The 17,630-nt window shown below is 71.4% G+C and carries 17 protein-coding genes; 6 read left to right on the forward strand and 11 right to left on the reverse strand.

Features of this window, described 5'->3' with window-relative positions:
* Positions 1 to 57: 57 nt before the first annotated feature.
* Complete coding sequence (locus RMT89_RS28730; RefSeq protein WP_315886683.1) at positions 58 to 459, forward strand: helix-turn-helix domain-containing protein; 402 nt, start codon at positions 58 to 60, stop codon at positions 457 to 459.
* On the opposite strand, the gene mutM is transcribed toward RMT89_RS28730, so the two are convergent.
* The 8 genes from mutM to recG all read right to left on the reverse strand — a co-directional run bounded on the left by mutM (position 432) and on the right by recG (position 7,682).
* Positions 432 to 1,292 carry a bifunctional DNA-formamidopyrimidine glycosylase/DNA-(apurinic or apyrimidinic site) lyase gene (gene mutM / locus RMT89_RS28735; RefSeq protein WP_315886684.1) on the reverse strand — a complete coding sequence of 287 codons (861 nt, stop codon included), beginning with the start codon at positions 1,290 to 1,292 and terminating at the stop codon, positions 432 to 434. The two genes, RMT89_RS28730 and mutM, sit on opposite strands and share 28 nt — an antisense overlap.
* Before the next feature lie 80 nt (positions 1,293 to 1,372).
* Positions 1,373 to 2,179, reverse strand: coding sequence for a ribonuclease III (gene rnc, locus RMT89_RS28740; protein WP_399498495.1), 807 nt, complete (start codon positions 2,177 to 2,179; stop codon positions 1,373 to 1,375).
* Positions 2,180 to 2,186: 7 nt separating this feature from the next.
* Entirely contained in the window at positions 2,187 to 2,360 is a 174-nt protein-coding gene (gene rpmF, locus RMT89_RS28745) for a 50S ribosomal protein L32 (protein WP_003951102.1), read from the reverse strand.
* 2 nt (positions 2,361 to 2,362) lie between these two features.
* Positions 2,363 to 3,019 (reverse strand): DUF177 domain-containing protein, encoded by a 657-nt coding sequence (locus tag RMT89_RS28750; protein ID WP_315886686.1) that lies wholly within the window; start codon positions 3,017 to 3,019, stop codon positions 2,363 to 2,365.
* A gap of 152 nt (positions 3,020 to 3,171) precedes the next feature.
* Positions 3,172 to 4,218: a cell division initiation protein gene (locus tag RMT89_RS28755; protein WP_315886687.1), complete on the reverse strand. Its 1,047-nt coding sequence runs from the start codon at positions 4,216 to 4,218 to the stop codon at positions 3,172 to 3,174.
* A gap of 58 nt (positions 4,219 to 4,276) precedes the next feature.
* On the reverse strand, positions 4,277 to 4,756 hold the full coding sequence (coaD, locus tag RMT89_RS28760) for a pantetheine-phosphate adenylyltransferase (protein ID WP_315886698.1): 480 nt from the start codon (positions 4,754 to 4,756) through the stop codon (positions 4,277 to 4,279).
* Between the two features lie 26 nt (positions 4,757 to 4,782).
* Positions 4,783 to 5,370 (reverse strand): 16S rRNA (guanine(966)-N(2))-methyltransferase RsmD, encoded by a 588-nt coding sequence (rsmD, locus tag RMT89_RS28765; RefSeq protein WP_315886688.1) that lies wholly within the window; start codon positions 5,368 to 5,370, stop codon positions 4,783 to 4,785.
* A 104-nt stretch (positions 5,371 to 5,474) separates the two neighbouring features.
* Entirely contained in the window at positions 5,475 to 7,682 is a 2,208-nt protein-coding gene (gene recG, locus RMT89_RS28770; protein WP_315886689.1) for an ATP-dependent DNA helicase RecG, read from the reverse strand.
* 189 nt (positions 7,683 to 7,871) lie between these two features.
* On the opposite strand from recG, the gene RMT89_RS28775 reads away from it, so the two are divergent.
* Together RMT89_RS28775 and RMT89_RS28780 are read left to right on the forward strand one after the other, a co-directional pair.
* Positions 7,872 to 9,707 (forward strand): HSP90 family protein, encoded by a 1,836-nt coding sequence (locus RMT89_RS28775; RefSeq protein WP_315886690.1) that lies wholly within the window; start codon positions 7,872 to 7,874, stop codon positions 9,705 to 9,707.
* Complete coding sequence (locus tag RMT89_RS28780; RefSeq protein ID WP_315886691.1) at positions 9,704 to 12,637, forward strand: tetratricopeptide repeat protein; 2,934 nt, start codon at positions 9,704 to 9,706, stop codon at positions 12,635 to 12,637. Before RMT89_RS28775 ends, RMT89_RS28780 begins: the two co-directional genes overlap by 4 nt.
* A 3-nt stretch (positions 12,638 to 12,640) precedes the next feature.
* Here RMT89_RS28780 and RMT89_RS28785 read toward each other — a convergent pair whose 3' ends face one another.
* Positions 12,641 to 14,296 carry a DAK2 domain-containing protein gene (locus RMT89_RS28785; RefSeq protein ID WP_315886692.1) on the reverse strand — a complete coding sequence of 552 codons (1,656 nt, stop codon included), beginning with the start codon at positions 14,294 to 14,296 and terminating at the stop codon, positions 12,641 to 12,643.
* 257 nt (positions 14,297 to 14,553) lie between these two features.
* Between RMT89_RS28785 and rpmB the strand changes: the two genes are divergently transcribed.
* Complete coding sequence (gene rpmB / locus RMT89_RS28790; protein ID WP_004924906.1) at positions 14,554 to 14,739, forward strand: 50S ribosomal protein L28; 186 nt, start codon at positions 14,554 to 14,556, stop codon at positions 14,737 to 14,739.
* Positions 14,740 to 14,818: 79 nt separating this feature from the next.
* Here the strand turns inward: rpmB and thiD are convergent, their stop codons facing one another.
* Both thiD and RMT89_RS28800 read right to left on the reverse strand, forming a co-directional pair.
* Positions 14,819 to 15,634, reverse strand: coding sequence for a bifunctional hydroxymethylpyrimidine kinase/phosphomethylpyrimidine kinase (thiD, locus tag RMT89_RS28795; RefSeq protein ID WP_315886693.1), 816 nt, complete (start codon positions 15,632 to 15,634; stop codon positions 14,819 to 14,821).
* Positions 15,631 to 16,596, reverse strand: a complete 966-nt coding sequence (locus tag RMT89_RS28800) for a thiamine-phosphate kinase (RefSeq protein ID WP_315886694.1) — start codon at positions 16,594 to 16,596, stop codon at positions 15,631 to 15,633. Before RMT89_RS28800 ends, thiD begins: the two co-directional genes overlap by 4 nt.
* Positions 16,597 to 16,802: 206 nt before the next feature.
* Between RMT89_RS28800 and RMT89_RS28805 the strand changes: the two genes are divergently transcribed.
* Together RMT89_RS28805 and RMT89_RS28810 are read left to right on the forward strand one after the other, a co-directional pair.
* Complete coding sequence (locus tag RMT89_RS28805; RefSeq protein ID WP_003997603.1) at positions 16,803 to 17,036, forward strand: Lrp/AsnC family transcriptional regulator; 234 nt, start codon at positions 16,803 to 16,805, stop codon at positions 17,034 to 17,036.
* Positions 17,037 to 17,056: 20 nt separating this feature from the next.
* A complete protein-coding gene (locus RMT89_RS28810) occupies positions 17,057 to 17,557 on the forward strand; it encodes a DUF3515 domain-containing protein (RefSeq protein ID WP_315886695.1) in 501 nt (166 codons plus the stop codon).
* Positions 17,558 to 17,630: the final 73 nt, after the last annotated feature.

Here is a 17,630-nt window from a genome sequence, read left to right on the forward strand (position 1 = left end):
CTAACGATAAGTTAGCGCAAAATCCCCGTTAGCGCTGTATGCCAGTACGCTTCAGGTATGGACACCACCCAGGAGCGCACGGCGGAGCAGGACCTGCCGTACAACGTGTTCGCGAAGGCCTGTCCCTCGCGCGGCACGCTGGAGCATGTCACGGGACGCTGGGGCGCGCTCACGCTCGGCGCCCTGCACGAGGGGCCGCTGCGCTTCAACGAGCTGCGTCGCCGCGTCGACGGCGTCAGCGAGAAGATGCTGTCCCAGACCCTGCACGCGCTGGAGCGCGACGGCCTGGTGCACCGCGAGGCCCAGCCGACCAACCCGCCCCGCGTGGACTACGAACTGACACCGCTCGGGCGCGGCGTCGCGGAACGGCTGCTCACCCTCATCCACTTCCTGGAAGGGCAGATGGACGACGTGCTCGACGCACGGGAGCGCTACGACGAAACCCGCGGCGCCCGCTGACACTTGGGGCAGAAGTAGCTCGACCGGTTCATCCACGGGCGCCTGCGCATCGGCGTACCGCACCTCCCGCACGGCAGACCTTCACGGCCGTACGCGTCCAGGGACCGGTCGAAGTAGCCCGACTCGCCGTTGACGTTGACGTACAGGCTGTCGAAGCTGGTGCCGCCCACGGCGAGGGCCGCGTTCATCACATCCCTTACGTGGCCCAGGAGTTCGAGGCTGCGCGGGCGGGTGAAGGTCGCCGTCGGGCGGTCGTAGTGCAGGCGGGCGCGCCAAAGGGCCTCGTCCGCGTAGATGTTGCCGACGCCGCTGATCAACGACTGGTCGAGCAGGGCCCGTTTGATGGTGCTGCGCTTGCGGCGCAGCGCCTGGTGGAAGGCCTCGTCGTCGAAGAGCGGGTCGAGCGGGTCGCGGGCGATGTGCGCGATGACGTCGGGCAGGCCTTCGGGTGTGTTGTCGTGCAACGACAGCCCGCCGAAGGTGCGTTGGTCGACGAAGCGCAGTTCGGTGCCGAGGGCGTCGGCGAAGCGCACCCGGATGCGCAGATGCTTCTCGGCCGGTACCTCGTGCGGCTGGACGAGGAGCTGGCCGCTCATGCCGAGATGGGCCAGGACCGACTGGTTGGTGTCCTCCAGAGGCAGCCACAGGTACTTGCCGCGACGGCTCGGGACGCCGATGCGGTGGCCCTTGAGCCGGTGCGCGAAGTCGTCGGCGCCCGCGATGTGCCGGCGCACCGCACGCGGGTGCAGCACCTCGGCATCGGCGACGGTCCGGTGGGCGACCCACCGTTCCAGACCGCGTCGTACGACCTCGACCTCGGGCAACTCGGGCATGGGATCCCCCGTACAAGCCGGTGTATGAACCGAGCGCCCGCCCCGGTACGGGTGCGGGCGCTCGGGTCGCGCTGTTCTTCTCAGGCGGAGGCGGACGCCTCGTCGGCTTCCGTCGCCGCGGCCTCCGCTGCCGCGGCGGCATGCTTGGCGCGCTCGTCCGCGTCGGCCCGGATGGACCGCCAGGCGGACTCGGCGGCCTGCTGCTCCGCCTCCTTCTTGCTGCGGCCGGTGCCGGTGCCGTACGAGACGCCTCCGACGCGGGCGGCAGCAGTAAAGGTCTTCTCGTGGTCGGGGCCGGTCTCCGTGACCAGGTACTCGGGCACGCCGAGTTCTTCGGTCGCGGTGAGCTCCTGGAGACTGGTCTTCCAGTCCAGGCCGGCTCCGAGATTCGAGGACTTCTCGATCAGGGGATCGAACAGGCGGTGCACCAGCTCCGCCGCCGAGTCCAGGCCCTGGTCGAGATAGACCGCGCCGATCACCGCTTCCAGGGTGTCGGCGAGGATGGATGCCTTGTCCCTGCCGCCCGTGCCCTCTTCACCGCGGCCGAGCCGGATGAAGGAACCCAGGTCGAGCCCACGGCCCACCTCCGCCAGCGCACGCGAGTTGACCACCGCGGCCCGCAACTTGGCCAGCTGGCCTTCGGGCAGGTCGGGGTGGGTGCGGTACAGCGTGTCGGTGACGACGAGGCCGAGCACGGAGTCCCCGAGGAACTCAAGACGCTCGTTCGTCGGCAGACCGCCGTTCTCGTATGCGTACGACCGGTGGGTCAGTGCACGCACCAGAAGGGCGGACTCGAGTTTGTACCCGAGCCGCCCTTCCAACAGCGTGTGGGACGAGGCCGTGGTCTCCGCAGAGTTTTTCTTCGGCGTGGACACAGTGCCTCTCACCAGCCGCTCAGACCTCGAGGACCTGGCGCTTGTTGTAGGTGCCGCAAGACGGGCACGCGATGTGCTGCTGCTTGGGCTCGTGGCAGCGCTCGCACGCAACCAGGGTGGGGACCGCAGCCTTCCACTGCGACCGGCGGTGGCGCGTGTTGCTGCGCGACATCTTCCGCTTCGGAACAGCCACGGCTACTTCTCCTGCTTCTCGTCGGCGCGTGCTGACTGAGGCGCGCCGCCGCTCATCTCGTCCTTCTCGCCGTCTTCGAGTGAACCGGCGAGTCCCTTCAGTGCCGCCCAACGGATGTCGACGGCGTCATGGTGGTGGTCCGGGTCGTCCGCAAGGCGTGCGCCGCACTCGGCACACAGACCTGGGCAGTCTTCCTGGCACACCGGCTGCATCGGCAGTGCGAGCACCACCGCATCCCGCAGCACGGGTTCGAGGTCGAACAAGCCGTCCTCGAGATAGAGCCTGTCCTCGTCTTCCTCGGCGTCGTCGACGGGTTCCGCACGGTGTGCGCGGCCCCGGTCGTCGGCGTCAGGGTACGAGAACATCTCCTGGAAGTCCGCTTCGAGATCGAGCTGAAGCGGCTCCAGACACCTTACGCACTCCCCCTCGGCCAGCGCACGGGCGGTGCCTGTGACAAGCACCCCTTCCATGACCGACTCAAGTCGGAGTTCGAGCTCCACCGGAGCGCCTTCCGGCACTCCGATGACGTCCTTCAGACCGAGGTCCTTCGGGGCGTCGATCGTGCGGTTCAGGCGCTGGAGCGCGCCAGGACGCCGCCCCAGCTCGTGTGTGTCGAACACGAGAGGGTTGCGGTGGTCGAGGCGGGCGTTCAGAGCCATTCCTGCTTTCGATCTTCTGAGCTCAGGGGACGCCGCCCTTCGGTGTCCGAGGGCAGCGCTGATCGCGGACGTACGCGCGACCGAAGAGCCAGGATACTGGACCTTTCGCCGACAGCCCAATCCGGTGTGCTCTCCCGGTCACGGCCCGCGGCTCAGCCCTGGCCGCGGCCCTGCTCGTAGGCCCGCAGCTGCTCCGCGCTGATCATACCGGTGTCGAAGAGGCTGGTCTCGTCGAGGGCATAGCCCTGCTGGGCCTGCTGGGGCATCTGGTGCGGGTCGTACGCCGGCTGCTGGGCGTCGTAGCCCTGGTAGGCGTACGGGTCGGCCTGCTGGTAGCCGTACGGGTCCTGCTGGGCGTACGCGGGCTGCTGATAGCCGCTGTACGTGTCGTACGCCGGCTGCTGCGGGGCGTAGTCCGGCTGCTGCGGGGCGTAGTCCGGCTGCTCGGGCTGGTGCTGCTGCGGGACCTGGGCGTCCTGCTCGGCCAGGGCCGCGAGGTCGGCGAGGTAGTCGGCGTCGCTGGAGTGCTGGACGGTGCTGATGTCGTCGGCGAGGGCGCCGAGGTCGTCGGAGGCGATCCGGCCGTGCAGCTTCTGGCGGCCGCGGCCGACGGCGTCCAGGGTCTTGGCGAGGACCGCCTCGAAGGCGCCGAGCTTGACGTCGACGTACTCGTCGGCGGTACGGCGCAGGGTCTCCGGGTCGTGGCTGCGCTCGGGGGCGTCCTCGTCCTCGTAGCCCTGCTCGTCGACGCCCGGGCCGGTGCCGAGGAGCTTCTCGCGGCCGCGGCCGACGGAGCCGAGGGTCTTGGTGAGGACGACCTCGAAGTTGGCGAGCTTGGAGTCGACGTAGTCGTCGGCCTCGGCGCGGATGTCCTCGGCCTCCTTGCGGGCCTCGGCGAGGATGCGGTCGGCCTCCGCCTGGGAGCGGCGGGCGACCTCCGTGTCGGAGATCAGGGAGCCCCGCTCGGCGTGCGCGGTGCGGACGATCCGCTCGGCCTCCTGACGGGCCTGCTCGACCATCTGCTCGCGGTCGCCGATCAGCTCCTGGGCCTGCGCGAGGGAGCCGGGCAGGGCCTGGCGGACCTCTTCGAGCAGCGAGAGCAGCTCGGCGCGGTTGACCACGCACGAGGCCGACATCGGCATCGACCGGGCACTGGAGACCGCCGAGACGATCTCGTCGAGCTTCTTCTGCACGTCCACCGTGTGCTCGCCACTCTCTACAGCTGTGTTGGAGACGGACGGGACGACTGTAGCCCCATCAGTCCTTGCGCAGCCGCTCGTTCAGGGCTTCCAGCACGGCGGGCGGGACCAGGTGCGAGACATCGCCGCCCCAGGTCGCGACCTCCTTGACCAGCGAGGAGGACAGGAAGCTGTAGGTGGGGTTGGTCGGTACGAAGAGGGTCTCGACGCCCGAGAGGCCGTTGTTCATCTGGGCCATCTGCAGCTCGTAGTCGAAGTCGCTGACCGCGCGCAGGCCCTTGACGATGGCGGGGATGTCGCGCTGCTTGCAGAAGTCGACGAGGAGGCCGTGGAAGGCCTCGACCTTCACGTTCCCGTACTCGGCGGTGACCCTGCGGATCAGCTCGATCCGCTCGTCGATCTCGAACAGACCCCTCTTGGCCTGATTGATCATCACCGCGACGTACACCTCGTCGTACAGCCTGGAGGCGCGGGCAATGATGTCGAGGTGTCCGTTGGTAATGGGGTCGAACGATCCTGGACAGACGGCACGGCGCACTTGAGGTCCCTCGCTCTCCGGTCCGGTCATCGTGCGTCTTCGCACGTAGAGGCGGCGCGACCGTACCAAAACGTTCCCTCGCCGTAGCGACGGGCCCGGATCGCTTCGAAGCCGTGCGGCCAGCGGAATTCGCCGCCTCTGGTGCTGCGCTCCACGGTGACGAGCACCTCCGGCGCGAGCCAGCCTTCTGAGCGGAGTGTGAGCAGAATCTCGCGAAGATCGTGATCTGTGACTCGGTAGGGCGGGTCGAGGAAGACGAGGTCGTACGGCTCGGTCGGCGGCGGTGACTGGATGATCTGTTCGGCTTTGCCGGCCCTCACTTCGGCGCCGGGGAGGCCGAGAGCTTTTACGTTCTCCCTGATGGTGCGGGCGGCTCTGGCGTCGGCCTCGACGAGCAAAGTGTGGCCGGCGCCACGGGAGAGCGCTTCGAGGCCGACCGCACCGGAGCCCGCGTACAGGTCGAGGACTCGTTCGCCGTCCAAGGGGCCGCCGAGGAGCGACTGCCAGGTGGAGAAGAGGCCCTCGCGTGCGCGGTCGGAGGTGGGGCGGGTGCCGGTGCCTGGCGGCACGGCGAGGCGACGTCCGCCGGCTGCGCCGGCGATCACGCGGGTCATCTTCGGTCCTTGGTCGTGGGCGGCTTTGGTATCAGTGTGGCTGGTCGCGCCCGCGCGGCGGTAGCCGCATCTGGGTACAGCCCGCGCCCCTGGGGAAGTCTCCCTCACCCCTTTTCCAAGTACTGCTCTCTTTCCTCGTCCAAGAGGGCGTCCAGGGCCGTGCGCAGGCCCGGAAGGTTCTGGAGGTCCGGGTCGGCCTCGACCACTGTCGTGGCTTCCTCCCTCGCCTCCGCGATGATCTCCTCGTCCTCGATGACCGCCAGCATCCGCAGGCTGGTGCGGGCGCCGGACTGGGCCTGGCCGAGGACGTCGCCCTCGCGGCGCTGTTCCAGGTCGATGCGGGAGAGCTCGAAGCCGTCGAGGGTGGCGGCCACGGCGTTCAGACGCTGGCGGGCCGGGCTTGCCTCGGGCATCTCGGTGACCAGGAGGCAGAGACCGGGTGCCGAGCCCCGGCCGACGCGGCCGCGCAGCTGGTGGAGCTGGGAGACGCCGAAGCGGTCGGCGTCCATGATCACCACGGCGGTGGCGTTGGGGACGTTGACGCCGACCTCGATGACGGTCGTGGCGACCAGGACGTCGGTCTCGCCCGCGGCGAAGCGGCGCATGACCGCGTCCTTGTCGTCGGGGTGCATACGGCCGTGCAGGACCTCCACCTTGAGGCCGGAGAGGGGGCCCTTGGCGAGCTGGTCGGCGACCTCGAGGACGGCGAGCGGCGGGCGCTTCTCCGCATCGTCCTCGGCGGACTTCTTCTTGGGATCCACTTCCTCGTCCCCGATCCGGGGGCAGACGACGTACGCCTGATGGCCGTTCTCCACTTCCTCGCGCACGCGCTCCCACGCGCGCGAGAGGAAGTGGGGCTTGTCGGCGGCGGGGACGACATGGCTGGCGATCGGGGAGCGGCCGGCCGGGAGTTGGTCGAGGACCGAGGTCTCCAGGTCGCCGAAGACGGTCATCGCGACCGTGCGCGGGATGGGGGTGGCCGTCATGACGAGGAGGTGGGGCGGTTGTCTGCCCTTGCCGCGCAGTGCGTCGCGCTGCTCGACGCCGAAGCGGTGCTGTTCGTCGACCACGACCAGGCCCAGGTCGTGGAACTGCACCTTGTCCTCGATCAGCGCGTGGGTGCCGATCACGATGCCGGCCTCGCCGGTGACGAGGTCGAGCAGGGCCTGGCGGCGGGCGGCGGCTCCCATGGAACCGGTCAGCAGCACCACCTTGGTGGCGTGCTCCGATCCGCCGAGCATGCCGCCCTCGGCCAGTTCGCCCATCATCTCGACGACGGAACGGTGGTGTTGCTGGGCGAGCACCTCGGTGGGGGCGAGCATGGCGGCCTGGCCGCCCGCGTCGACGACGGCGAGCATGGCCCGCAGGGCCACCATCGTCTTCCCGGAACCCACTTCCCCTTGGAGCAGCCGGTGCATCGGGTGTTCCGTGGCCAGGTCGCCGAAGATCTCCCGCGAGACCTTCTGCTGGCCCTCGGTGAGGGTGAAGGGGAGGCGGTCGTCGAAGGCGGTCAGCAGGCCGTCCGGCTTGGGTGTGCGGGCCACCGCGGGGAGTTGGGCGTCGGCGTGCCGACGGCGGGCCAGGGCGACCTGGAGGACGAAGGCCTCGTCCCACTTGAGACGGGCGCGGGCATCCGCGATGTCCGCCTTGGTGTGCGGGCGGTGGATCTTCAGCAGGGCCTCGGGGAGCGGTACGAGACCGCGGCCCTCTCGGAGGCCGTCGGGAAGGGGATCGACGGCCTCCTCGGCGGTCGGCAGCACCGTCTGGAGGGCCTTGCCGATCTTCCAGGACTCCAGTTTGGCGGTGGCGGGGTAGATCGGGATCAGGGCGCCGGCCCAGGTCTCGACCGTTTCGTCGCCGTCGCCGCGCAGCAGCTCGTAGGCCGGGTGAGCGAGCTGGAGGCGGCGGTTGAAGACGGAGACCTTGCCCGCGAACATCGCGCGAGTGCCCGGCAGGAGCTCCTTGTGGGGCTTGTGAACGCCGTGGCCGAAGAAGACCAGTTGGAGTCGGCCGCTGCCGTCGGTGATGGTCACTTCCAGGCGCTGGCCCTTGCCGCGCGGGGCCTTGGCGGAGGCGAAGGTGTGCAGCCGGGCGTCGGCGACCTGGGCGACCACGGTCACGTGTTCGTCCATGGGGAGGTCGGCGAGGTGGGTGAGCTGGCCGCGCTCCTCGTATCTGCGCGGGTAGTGGTGCAGGAGGTCGCCGACGGTGTGCAGGCCGAGGTGCTCGGCCATCACCTTCGCGGTGGCGGGGCCGAGCACCGACTTCAGTGGCTGCTGGAGTGGTTCTTGCAGTGCGGGCACGAGATCCATTGCACACCACCGCACTGACAATGCCGTAGACCCTCCACGGCCGAAGCCGTATACGTCCGAGGAAACCCCTGGTCAGACGGGTGGTCGGGGGCTTAGGATGACGCGCCTCCGGCCATCCTTTCGCGGTTATCGCCTCACACGGACCGCCCGACCCCGCGCCGACGCGCTCCCCCCACCGGCGCTGCGACGATGGACTCCCAGACCTCACAGTCATCCCAGGCATCCCAGTCCCCTCATACGTTCCAGGTCGACCTGCGCGGCCTGGTGGACCTGCTCTCCCATCACCTCTACTCCAGTCCGAAGGTCTATCTGCGCGAACTGCTGCAGAACGCCGTGGACGCCATCACCGCCCGGCGGGCCGAGCAGCCCGACGCCCCGGCGCGGGTGCGGTTGTCCGTCGACGCGGCCGGCGGCGGGCTGCGGGTGGAGGACTCCGGTGTCGGGCTGACCGAGGCCGATGTGCACAACCTGCTGGCGACGATCGGTCGCAGCTCCAAGCGGGCGGACGGGCTTCAGGCGGCCCGCTCCGACTTCCTGGGCCAGTTCGGCATCGGGTTGCTGGCCTGTTTCGTGGTCGCCGAGCGGATCCGGGTGGTCAGCCGCAGCGCCCGTACGCCGGACGCGCCACCGGTGGAGTGGACGGCCACGGACGACGGTTCGTACACCGTGCGGACGCTGCCGGACGCGGAGCGGCCCGAGCCGGGCACCACCGTGCATCTGGTGGCGCGGGCCGGTGCCGGGGAGTGGCTGACGCGGGAGCGGGTGCTCGCGCTGGCGCGGGACTTCGGCTCGCTGCTGCCGTACGACGTGCGGGTGGACGAGGAGGAGGTCACCGATCTCCCGGCGCCCTGGGACCGGGCCTACCCCTCCCCCGCCAACCGGCGGGTGGCGCTGGCCCGGCACTGTCACGAGCTGTTCGGGTTCACTCCGCTGGACTCGATCGAGCTCAACGTTCCGCTGGCGGGGATCCGCGGGGTGGCGTACGTGCTGCCGTCGGCGGTCAGCCCGGCCCAGCACGCCGGTCACCGGGTGCATCTGAAGGGCATGTTGCTGACCGAGCGGGCCGAACAGCTGCTGCCCGACTGGGCGTTCTTCGTGCGCTGCGTCCTGGACACCGACAGCCTGCGGCCCACGGCCTCGCGCGAGTCGCTGTACGAGGACGAGACGCTGGCGGCCGTACGGGAGGCGCTGGGAGAAAGGATTCGGTCGTGGCTGACCGGGCTCGCGGCCGGTGATCCGGAACGGCTCGCGGCCTTCCTGTCGGTGCACCACCTCGGGGTGAAGTCCCTCGCGCGGCACGACAAGGAGATGCTGCGCACGATGCTGCCGTGGCTGCCCTTCGAGACCACCGACGGGCGTCTTTCCCTGGAGGAGTTCGCGCAGCGGCACCCGGTGGTGCACTTCACGCGGACCGTCGAGGAGTACCGGCAGGTCGCGCCGATCGCCTCCGCGCAGGGCGTCGGGGTGATCAACGGCGGTTACACGTACGACAGTGAGCTCGTCGAGGCGCTGCCCTCGGTGCGTCCGGGGACGGTGGTCGCCGAGCTGGACGCGGACACCGTGACCGCCCATCTGGACGCGGTCGACCCGGCCGAGGAGCTGGCCCTGTCGGGCTTCCTGGCGGCCGCGCGGGCCAATCTCGACCCCTTGGGCTGCGACGTGGTCCTCAGGGCCTTCCATCCGCTGTCCGTGCCCGCGCTGCATCTGGACGACCGCGCGTCCCGGCACGAGCAGGCGCGGGCCGAGGCCGAGGAGCAGGCCGACGACCTCTGGGCGGGCATCCTCGGCTCGCTTCGCGGCAGCGCCCCACGCGCGCGTCTGGTGCTCAACCACCTCAACCCGCTGATCCGGCGGATCAGTTCCCTGGGCGACGCGGAGCTGATCGGCACCGCCACCGAGTCGCTGTACGGACAGGCCCTGCTGATGGCGCAACGGCCGCTCAGGCCCGCGGACTCGGCTCTGCTGAACCGGGCCTTCATCGGCCTGCTGGAGTGGGCCACGAACGGCGAGGAGGGTCGCTCATGACCGGGATCACGGACTTCGACGCGCTGCGCCGGGCGATGGCGGAGAACTCCGAGGAGCCGGAGGGCCCGGCCCGCAACGCGCGCGCGGAGCTGCTGCTGGCGGAGGCCGAGAAGCTGAACATCCCGCTCGCGGTGATCGAGGCGCTCGGACACCAGCTGAAGGTCTACAACTACAGCTCCGAGAAGGACAAGATGTTCGTCCCGTTCGCGCGGCTGCTGCGCATGTGGGACGAACGGCCCGAGGACTTCGACGAGTACGAGGCCCATTCGCTCCACTGGGTCTTCAAGTGGATGACCTCCGGCATGCTCGACCAGCCGCACATCCCGCTGACCTCCATAGAGAAGTGGCTCGGCGAGATGGAGCACCGCTACCGGCTCGCCGGCCACTCCGAACGGGCCGTGCGCAGCGCCGAGTTCAGCGTGGCCGCGCACATCGGGGACGTGGAGCGGGCCGAGCGGGCGTACGCCGCATGGCTGGCCGCCGACCGGGACAGCATGGCCGACTGCCACGCCTGCGAGCTGCACGCGCAGGGCTGGTGGCAGGCGGAGCGGGGCCGGGACGAGAGCGCGCTTCAGCTGTGGCGGCCGGTCCTGGAGGGCGAGTTCAGCTGCGCCCACGAGCCGCACACGGCGCTCGCCTCCTCGCTGGCGCCCCTGCTGCGGCTGGGCCACGTGGACGAGGCGCGCGCCCACCATCTGCGCGGCTTCCGGCTGGTGCGGCCCATGGAGGGCATGCGCGGCGCCTACGCGGACCATGTCGAGTTCTGCGCGCTGACCGGCAACGAGGCGCGCGGCCTCGAACTGCTCGCGGAGCGGCCCGCGTACTTCACCGACACCGGGCATCCGCGCAGCAGGCTGGAGTTCCTGACCGTGGTCACGCTGCTCATGGAGCGGCTGACCGGCCTCGGGCTCGGCGAGCGACGGGTGCCGGGCCCCACGGGCCGTGCCTGGACGGCACATGAACTCGCCGCCCACGCGCGTGCGGAGGCGCTGGAACTGGCCGGTCGGTTCGACCTGCGCAACGGCACATCTCACGCCAGCGAACTGGCACGCGCGCGTACGGCGCAGGAACCGCTGGTGGAGCGGCTGACGCTCGGGGTCCGCTCGGCGCGTCCCACCGTGGCTCCCGTCGCTGTTCCGGTGCCGGAGGTTCCGGCGCAGGATGAGCCCGTGGAGGCCGATCTGCCGACGCTGCTGGCCGAGGCCCGGCGGCTGTCGGACACCTTGCAGCCGCACGCCGTCGAGGCGTGGGCGGCGGTGGCGCGGGCCGCTGAGGGCGCCGAACTGGACGTACGCGACCGCGCGGAGATCATCGACCACCGGGCGATGGACCTGGGCCCCGAGGGCGTGGAACTGTTCGAGCGGGCCGCCGAGCTGTACGCCGAGGCGGGCGACCCGGGCGAGTCGCTGGCGGCACGCACGCGTGCGGCGTACGTACGGGCGCTCACCGGCCGCCTGGAGGAGGCGCTGGCGGCGGTGACCGAGCCCTACGACCGGGTGCTCGCGCTGTACGCGGAGGACGGCACGGGCCTGCGGCAGACGGCGGCCGTGCTGATGGGACGCGCGCGGGTGCTCATGCGGCGGGTCCACGAGGCCGACGAGCCGGTGGACCCCGCGGTCCTCGGTGCCGCCGAGGCGTCCGCGCGGGAGATCCTCGCGCTCGTGGACGGGCGCACCGGCGACGACGTACGGCTCGCCTCGCGGGCCGCGGAGGCGCAGGCGATGCTCGCCGAGCTGGCGGCGCTCTCGGGCGACGTGGAGACGGCTGCACGGCTGTTCGCGCGGGCCGCGGCGGCGTTCGTCGGGGCGGGTCTTCCGTGGTTCGCGGTGGAGTACGAGGCCCGGCTGGCCGGGCTCGCCCACCACCTCGGCGACACGGCGGAGGCGGAGCGGGCGCTGCGGGCGGCCCTGGAGCACGGCGGACCGCATCTGGAGGCGCCGGGCCGGGCGCAGCTGCATCTCCAGCTCGCCGAGGTCCTCGGCGGCCGGGGTCTGTCGGAGGAGGCCGCCGAGCACGCCCTGGAGGCGTCGCACTGGGCCGACGAGGCGGGCGAGGGCCCCACACTCGGCGCCTGGGCGCGGCATCAGCTCGGCGGATTCCTGCTGCGCCAGGGGCGCTGGGCGGAGGCCGCCGAGGTGCTGGAGTCGGCGCTGCCGGACCTGACCGCCGAGACGCACGGCGACGGCGCGGTCGTGCAGACGCAGTGGTGGCTCGGCGACTGTCTGAGCGAGCTCGGCGAGCACCGGGAGGCCGCCGAACGCCGTCTGCAGGCCGCCGAGATCGCCCGGCACTGGCCCGAGCAGCACGACCACGCCACGCTCGCGCATCTGGCCGCCGAGTCGCTCGGGCAGGCGGGGCTCACCGAGGAGGCGGACCGGGCCTACACGCGCGCGGGCGAGCTGTGGCGCGAGCTCGGCAATGTCCACGGTCTCGTCCGCTCCCTGCGCGCCCGCGCGTGGCTCGCGCTGCGCGCGGAGGATGGCGCGGACGGGGCGGACGGAGCGCGGAAGTTGATGGCGGCCGCGGTCCGGGAGTGCGCCGCGGCCCTGGACGAGGCGCCCGACGAGGAGGCCTGCGCCCGGCTCACCGCCGAGCTCGGTCACACGCACCGCCAGTTCGGCGACCTGCTCGCCCGGTCCGCGGCCGAGGACGACGAGGACGACTCGATCCAGGCCGCCCTGGAGGACGCCCTGTCCCGGATGACGGAGGCGGTCACGGTGTTCGCCGCGCTCGGGGACGCCGGCCGGCACGCGCGTACCGGCGCCGAACTCGCCGCGGGCTGGCTGGAGGCGGACCTGGGCCGGCCGACGGACGCGGCGGCACGCGCGCGTGCGGTGCTCGCGGCGTACGACGGCGCCGAGGAGGACGCAACGGCACGGGACCGGCGGGCGGAGGCGCAACAGCTCCTCCAGGTGACCGAGGAGGACTGAGCCCTACTCCACGCCGATGAGCAGCAGCGCCCCTTGCCGCCCGCCCCGGTACACCACCGTGTCCACGGCGAGGTAGGACTCCCGTACCCGCGCTTCGAGGTGCCCGGCGATCCCGTCGGGCGCCTCGTCGCCGAGGACGAGGGTGACCAGCTCCCCGCCGGCCGCGAGCATGCGGTCCAGGACCGTCTCGGCGGTGGCCGTGACGTCCGCGCCGATGACCGCGACGTCACCGTCGATCAGGCCGAGGACATCGCCGGCCTGGCAGATGCCCGCCATGGTCCAGGACTGGCGTTCGGCGACGGCGACCTCGGCGTAGCGGGTCGCGCCGGCCGCCGAGGTCATCGACACGACGTCCTCGTCGAAGCGCCGCTCGGGCTCGTGCACGGCGAGCGCGGCGATCCCCTGGACCGCGGACCGGGTGGGGATCAGCGCCACCCGGATGCCCTCGGCGCGGGCCTGCTCGGCGGCGGCCGCAGCGGTGTGCCGCAGCTCCGCGTCATTGGGCAGCAGCACGACCTCGCGCGCGTGGGCCCGCCGTACGGCCTGCACCAGCTCCCCGCTCGCGGGCGGCTCCCCGGGGCGCGCGAGCACGGTGGTCGCGCCGGCCTCGGTGTACAGACCGGCCAGGCCCGGCCCTGGCACGACGGCCACGACGGCGCGCTGGGCCCGCTCGCGGGGCGGCCGCTCGGCGCCGGTGGTGTGCACGTCACCGACGCCGAAGTGCGTGATCCGGATCCGGTACGGCCGCCCGGCCTCGACGCCCGCCTCCACGGCGGCGCCGGCGTCGTCGACATGCACATGGACGTTCCACAGCCCGTCGCCGCCGACCACGACCAGCGAGTCCCCGAGGGCGTCGAGCCGCTCCCGGAGCCGGGTGACGGCCGCGTCCTCGGCCTCCAGGAGGTAGATCACCTCGAAGGCGGGACCGACCTCCGGAAGGGACACGCACTCAGCGGGACTGTCGACGGGCCCGCGCGCGTAGGTCACGGTCACCGCCGGCTTCTCCCCCGTGAGCGTCTCCACCAGAGCCGCGAGGACGGTGACAAGACCCCGCCCCCCGGCGTCCACCACCCCCGCGCGTTCCAGCACGGCGAGCTGGTACGGGGTCGCGGCGAGGGCGGCACGCGCCCCGTCGTAGGCGGCCCGCGCGACGGTCCCGCAGTCCCCCTCCGCCCCTATGGCCGCCTCGGCGGCGGCCGAGGCGACGGTGAGGACGGTGCCCTCGACCGGGTGGGCCACGGCCTGGCGGGCGGAGTCGGCGGCATGCCGCAGGGCGAGCCGGAGTCCGCCCGCGTCGGCGTGAGCCGAGTCACTGTCGGCGGCCAGCACCTGGGCCATGCCGCGCAGCAGCTGCGCCAGGATCGTCCCGGAGTTCCCGCGCGCCCCTATGAGCGCGCCGTGGGCCATCGCGCGCACGGCGTCCGCCAGGGACGGCACGGAGCCCTCGGAGCCCGCCTCGTGCCCGATGAACACCGCGTCGACGGCCGCCGCCGCCGACTCCACCGTCAGATACAGGTTGGTGCCGGTGTCCCCGTCGGCCACGGGGTAGACGTTGATCGCGTCGATCTCCTCCCGCGCGCGGCCGAGCGCCTCCAGCGCGAGGCCGCACCAGGTGCGTACCGCGAGAGCATCGAAGAATGTCTGCGGCACCTGCGCCACCTGCGCCTCCTTGAGCTGCTGGACGTGGACGCAGCGTAGACCCAGGGGCCGGGTCCGCCGGAAGAGGGCCGGGAGCGGGGCCCTGAGCAGGCATGGTAGTTTCGTTCTACTGGCGCAGTCGTTGTATGCTGCTCCGGTTGCCCGATGCAGATCGGGCCATTCCCCCTGGCAACGCCACTCAGATCTCTGATCCTGCGATCTCGATCCCGGCCTGCCGGGTTCAACCGTAAGTGCATCTGAAGTCTTTGGAGTGACCCGTGGCTGCCAACTGCGACGTCTGCGGCAAGGGGCCGGGCTTCGGCAACAACATCTCGCACTCGCACCGCCGTACGCCCCGTCGCTGGAACCCCAACATCCAGCGCGTCCGTACCGTGGTGGGCGGGACGCCGAAGCGCGTGAACGCTTGCACCTCGTGCATCAAGGCCGGCAAGGTCTCGCGCTGACGCACAGCTAAGCGCGCGGCCACTGCTGGTTCGCTGCTCTGAGCCGGTCCACCTTGAGTGGACCGGCTTTTTGCATGCCCTAGGCGCGGTACCGCCACCCGTGATCCACGGGACCGATCCCCCCGCCCAGCGCGAACCCGGCGGCGATGGCCCCCGTGACGTACTCCTTGGCCGCCGTCACCGCCTCCGGCACCGACTGCCCCTTCGCCAGCCCGGAGGCGATCGCGGAGGCCAGCGTGCAGCCCGTGCCGTGCGTGTGCCGGTTCGCGTGCCGCGGCGCGCGCAGCCAGTGCTCCTCGGAGCCGTCGGTGAGCAGATCCACTGCCTGGCTCCCGCCCACCCGCCCCGTGTCCCCCGCGAGATGGCCACCCTTGATCACGACCCACCGCGGCCCGTACGCGAGTACGGCCGCCGCGGCCCGCCGGAGATCGTCCTCCGACTCGACGAGCACCCCTGTGAGTTGGGCCACTTCGTCCAGGTTCGGGGTGGCGACGGTGGCCACCGGAAGCAGCTTCGTGCGTACGGAGTCCAGCGCGGACGCGGCCAGCAGCGAATCCCCGTGCTTGGACACCCCCACCGGGTCGACGACCGCGGGCGCGTCCGTGCCGCCGAGCAACTCGGCCGCCGCCTCGACGAGTTCGGCGGAGGCCAGCATGCCGGTCTTCACGGCCTGGACGCCGATGTCGTCGACGACACTGCGGTACTGCGCCCGCACCGCCTCCACGGGCAGCGGCCAAGCGCCCTGGACGCCCAGCGAGTTCTGCGCGGTGACCGCCGTGATCACGCTCATGCCGTGCACGCCGAGCGCCAGCATCGTCTTCAGATCGGCCTGGATCCCCGCCCCGCCGCCGGAGTCGGAGCCCGCGACCGTGAGAACCCGGGGCGGCGCGCTCACGACTCGATGTCCCCGAAGTGGTCCCAGCCGCCCTTGCTGGTCCACGGCGCCCCGTCGACCGTCACCTGGGGCAGCGCCGAGGGGTTGAGGACCTCGCCGATGACCTTCCAGCGGGCGGGCAGCTTCACATCCGGCGGGAAGGTGGCCACGATCGCGTGGTCCTCGCCCCCGCTCAGCACCCACTGCATGGGGTCGACACCGACGGCCTGTCCGATGTCGTTCATCTGGGACGGGATGTCGATCGCGCCGGAGCGGATGTCGATGCGGACCTTGCTGGCCTCGGCGATGTGCCCGAGGTCGGCGATCAGTCCGTCGCTGACGTCGCACATGGCCGTCGCCCCGAGCCCGGCCGCCGCGGGACCCGCGTGATACGGCGGCTCCGGGCGCCGGTGCGCCTCCACGAAGGCCCGCGGCGAGCGGAAGCCCCGGGACAGCACCGCGTACCCGGCCGCGGACCAGCCCAGCCAGCCGGTCACCGCGACGAGGTCCCCGGGCTGTGCGCCGCCCCGGGTCACGGGCTCCTGGTTGCGCAGATCGCCGAGCGCGGTGATCGACACCATGATCGTGTCGCCGCGTACGACATCGCCGCCGACCACGGAGGCGCCGGCCACCTGGCACTCGTCGCGCAGGCCGTCCATCAGCTCGGTCGGCCAGGTCACCGGGAGCTCGGCGGGGACGACCAGGCCGAGCAGCAGGGCGGTCGGTACGGCGCCCATGGCCGCGATGTCCGCGAGGTTCTGCGCGGCGGCCTTGCGGCCCACGTCGTACGCGGTGGACCAGTCACGGCGGAAGTGCCGCCCCTCAAGGAGGATGTCGGTGCTCGCCACGACCCTGCGGTCGGGCGCGGCGACCACCGCGGCGTCGTCGCCGGGGCCGACCCGGACCGCCGGGGTGGTGGTGAGACGGGAGGTGAGCTCCCTGATGAGCCCGAACTCACCGAGCTCACCAACAGTGCCCTTCATTGCCCTTACGCCCCTTCTGTCCCTGTGCGTTCCCAGTCGCGTGTCTCTACTGTCCTCGATACGGTCGAGGTGACCGTCAACCACTGTCGTGCCTGCACCCCGGCGCGGGACCCCCGGCCCCCGCAGGTCTCCCCGTGACGAGCGACGACGCGATACCGTGGCGTTCCTTTTCCCCACATGATCCTCGTGGCCGCCCTGGAGGTTCCGTGGTACAGGCGTACATCCTGATCCAGACGGAGGTCGGCAAGGCGTCGACCGTCGCCGAAACGATCAGCAAGATCCCTGGAGTCATCCAGGCCGAGGACGTGACAGGACCGTATGACGTGATCGTGCGCGCGCAGGCCGACACCGTAGACGACCTCGGGCGCATGGTGGTCGCCAAGGTCCAGCAAGTGGACGGCATCACCCGTACCCTGACCTGCCCCGTCGTCCATCTGTAGCCCCCGTCTACCCTTGGCCGGTGAACTCTTTGCGTCACCGGCTCATCGGTCTGCCCGCGCTCGTCCTGTCGATCACCGTCGCGGGCTGCTCCTCAGCAGACGACACCGGGTCGGCGGCGGTTCCCTCACCGGACGCGAAGACTTCCGGGCTGTGCGAGAACCTGGACAAGGTACTGCCGGCGAAGGTGGCCGGTGAGAGCCGCCGTGATCCCGAACCCGCCTCCGCGCTGACCGCGGGCTGGGGAAGCCCGGAGATCATACTGCGCTGCGGTGTCGCACGGCCGCCGAAGATGATCGACCCCGAAGTCGCGGAGGGGCGTGACCCCGACGCGGTGGCCGGCGGTGTGAACGGCGTCGACTGGCTGATGGAGGAGCGGGGCGACGGGGCGTACCGTTTCACCTGCGCCAATCGCAGTGCGTACGTCGAGGTGACCGTGCCGGAGGGCACGGACAGGTCGGCCGTACTGATCGACCTGGCGTCGGCCGTGAAAAAGGCGATCCCCGAAGGGATCGCCAACTAGTGCCGCGGCAGGCGACGTTTGCCCGTCAAGGAGCGGCGTCCGGTGCGTGCTCTCGGCGTGCCGGCCGGAAGCC

Origin of the sequence: Streptomyces sp. P17, assembly GCF_032436805.1 — a bacterium.
Classification (GTDB): domain Bacteria; phylum Actinomycetota; class Actinomycetes; order Streptomycetales; family Streptomycetaceae; genus Streptomyces.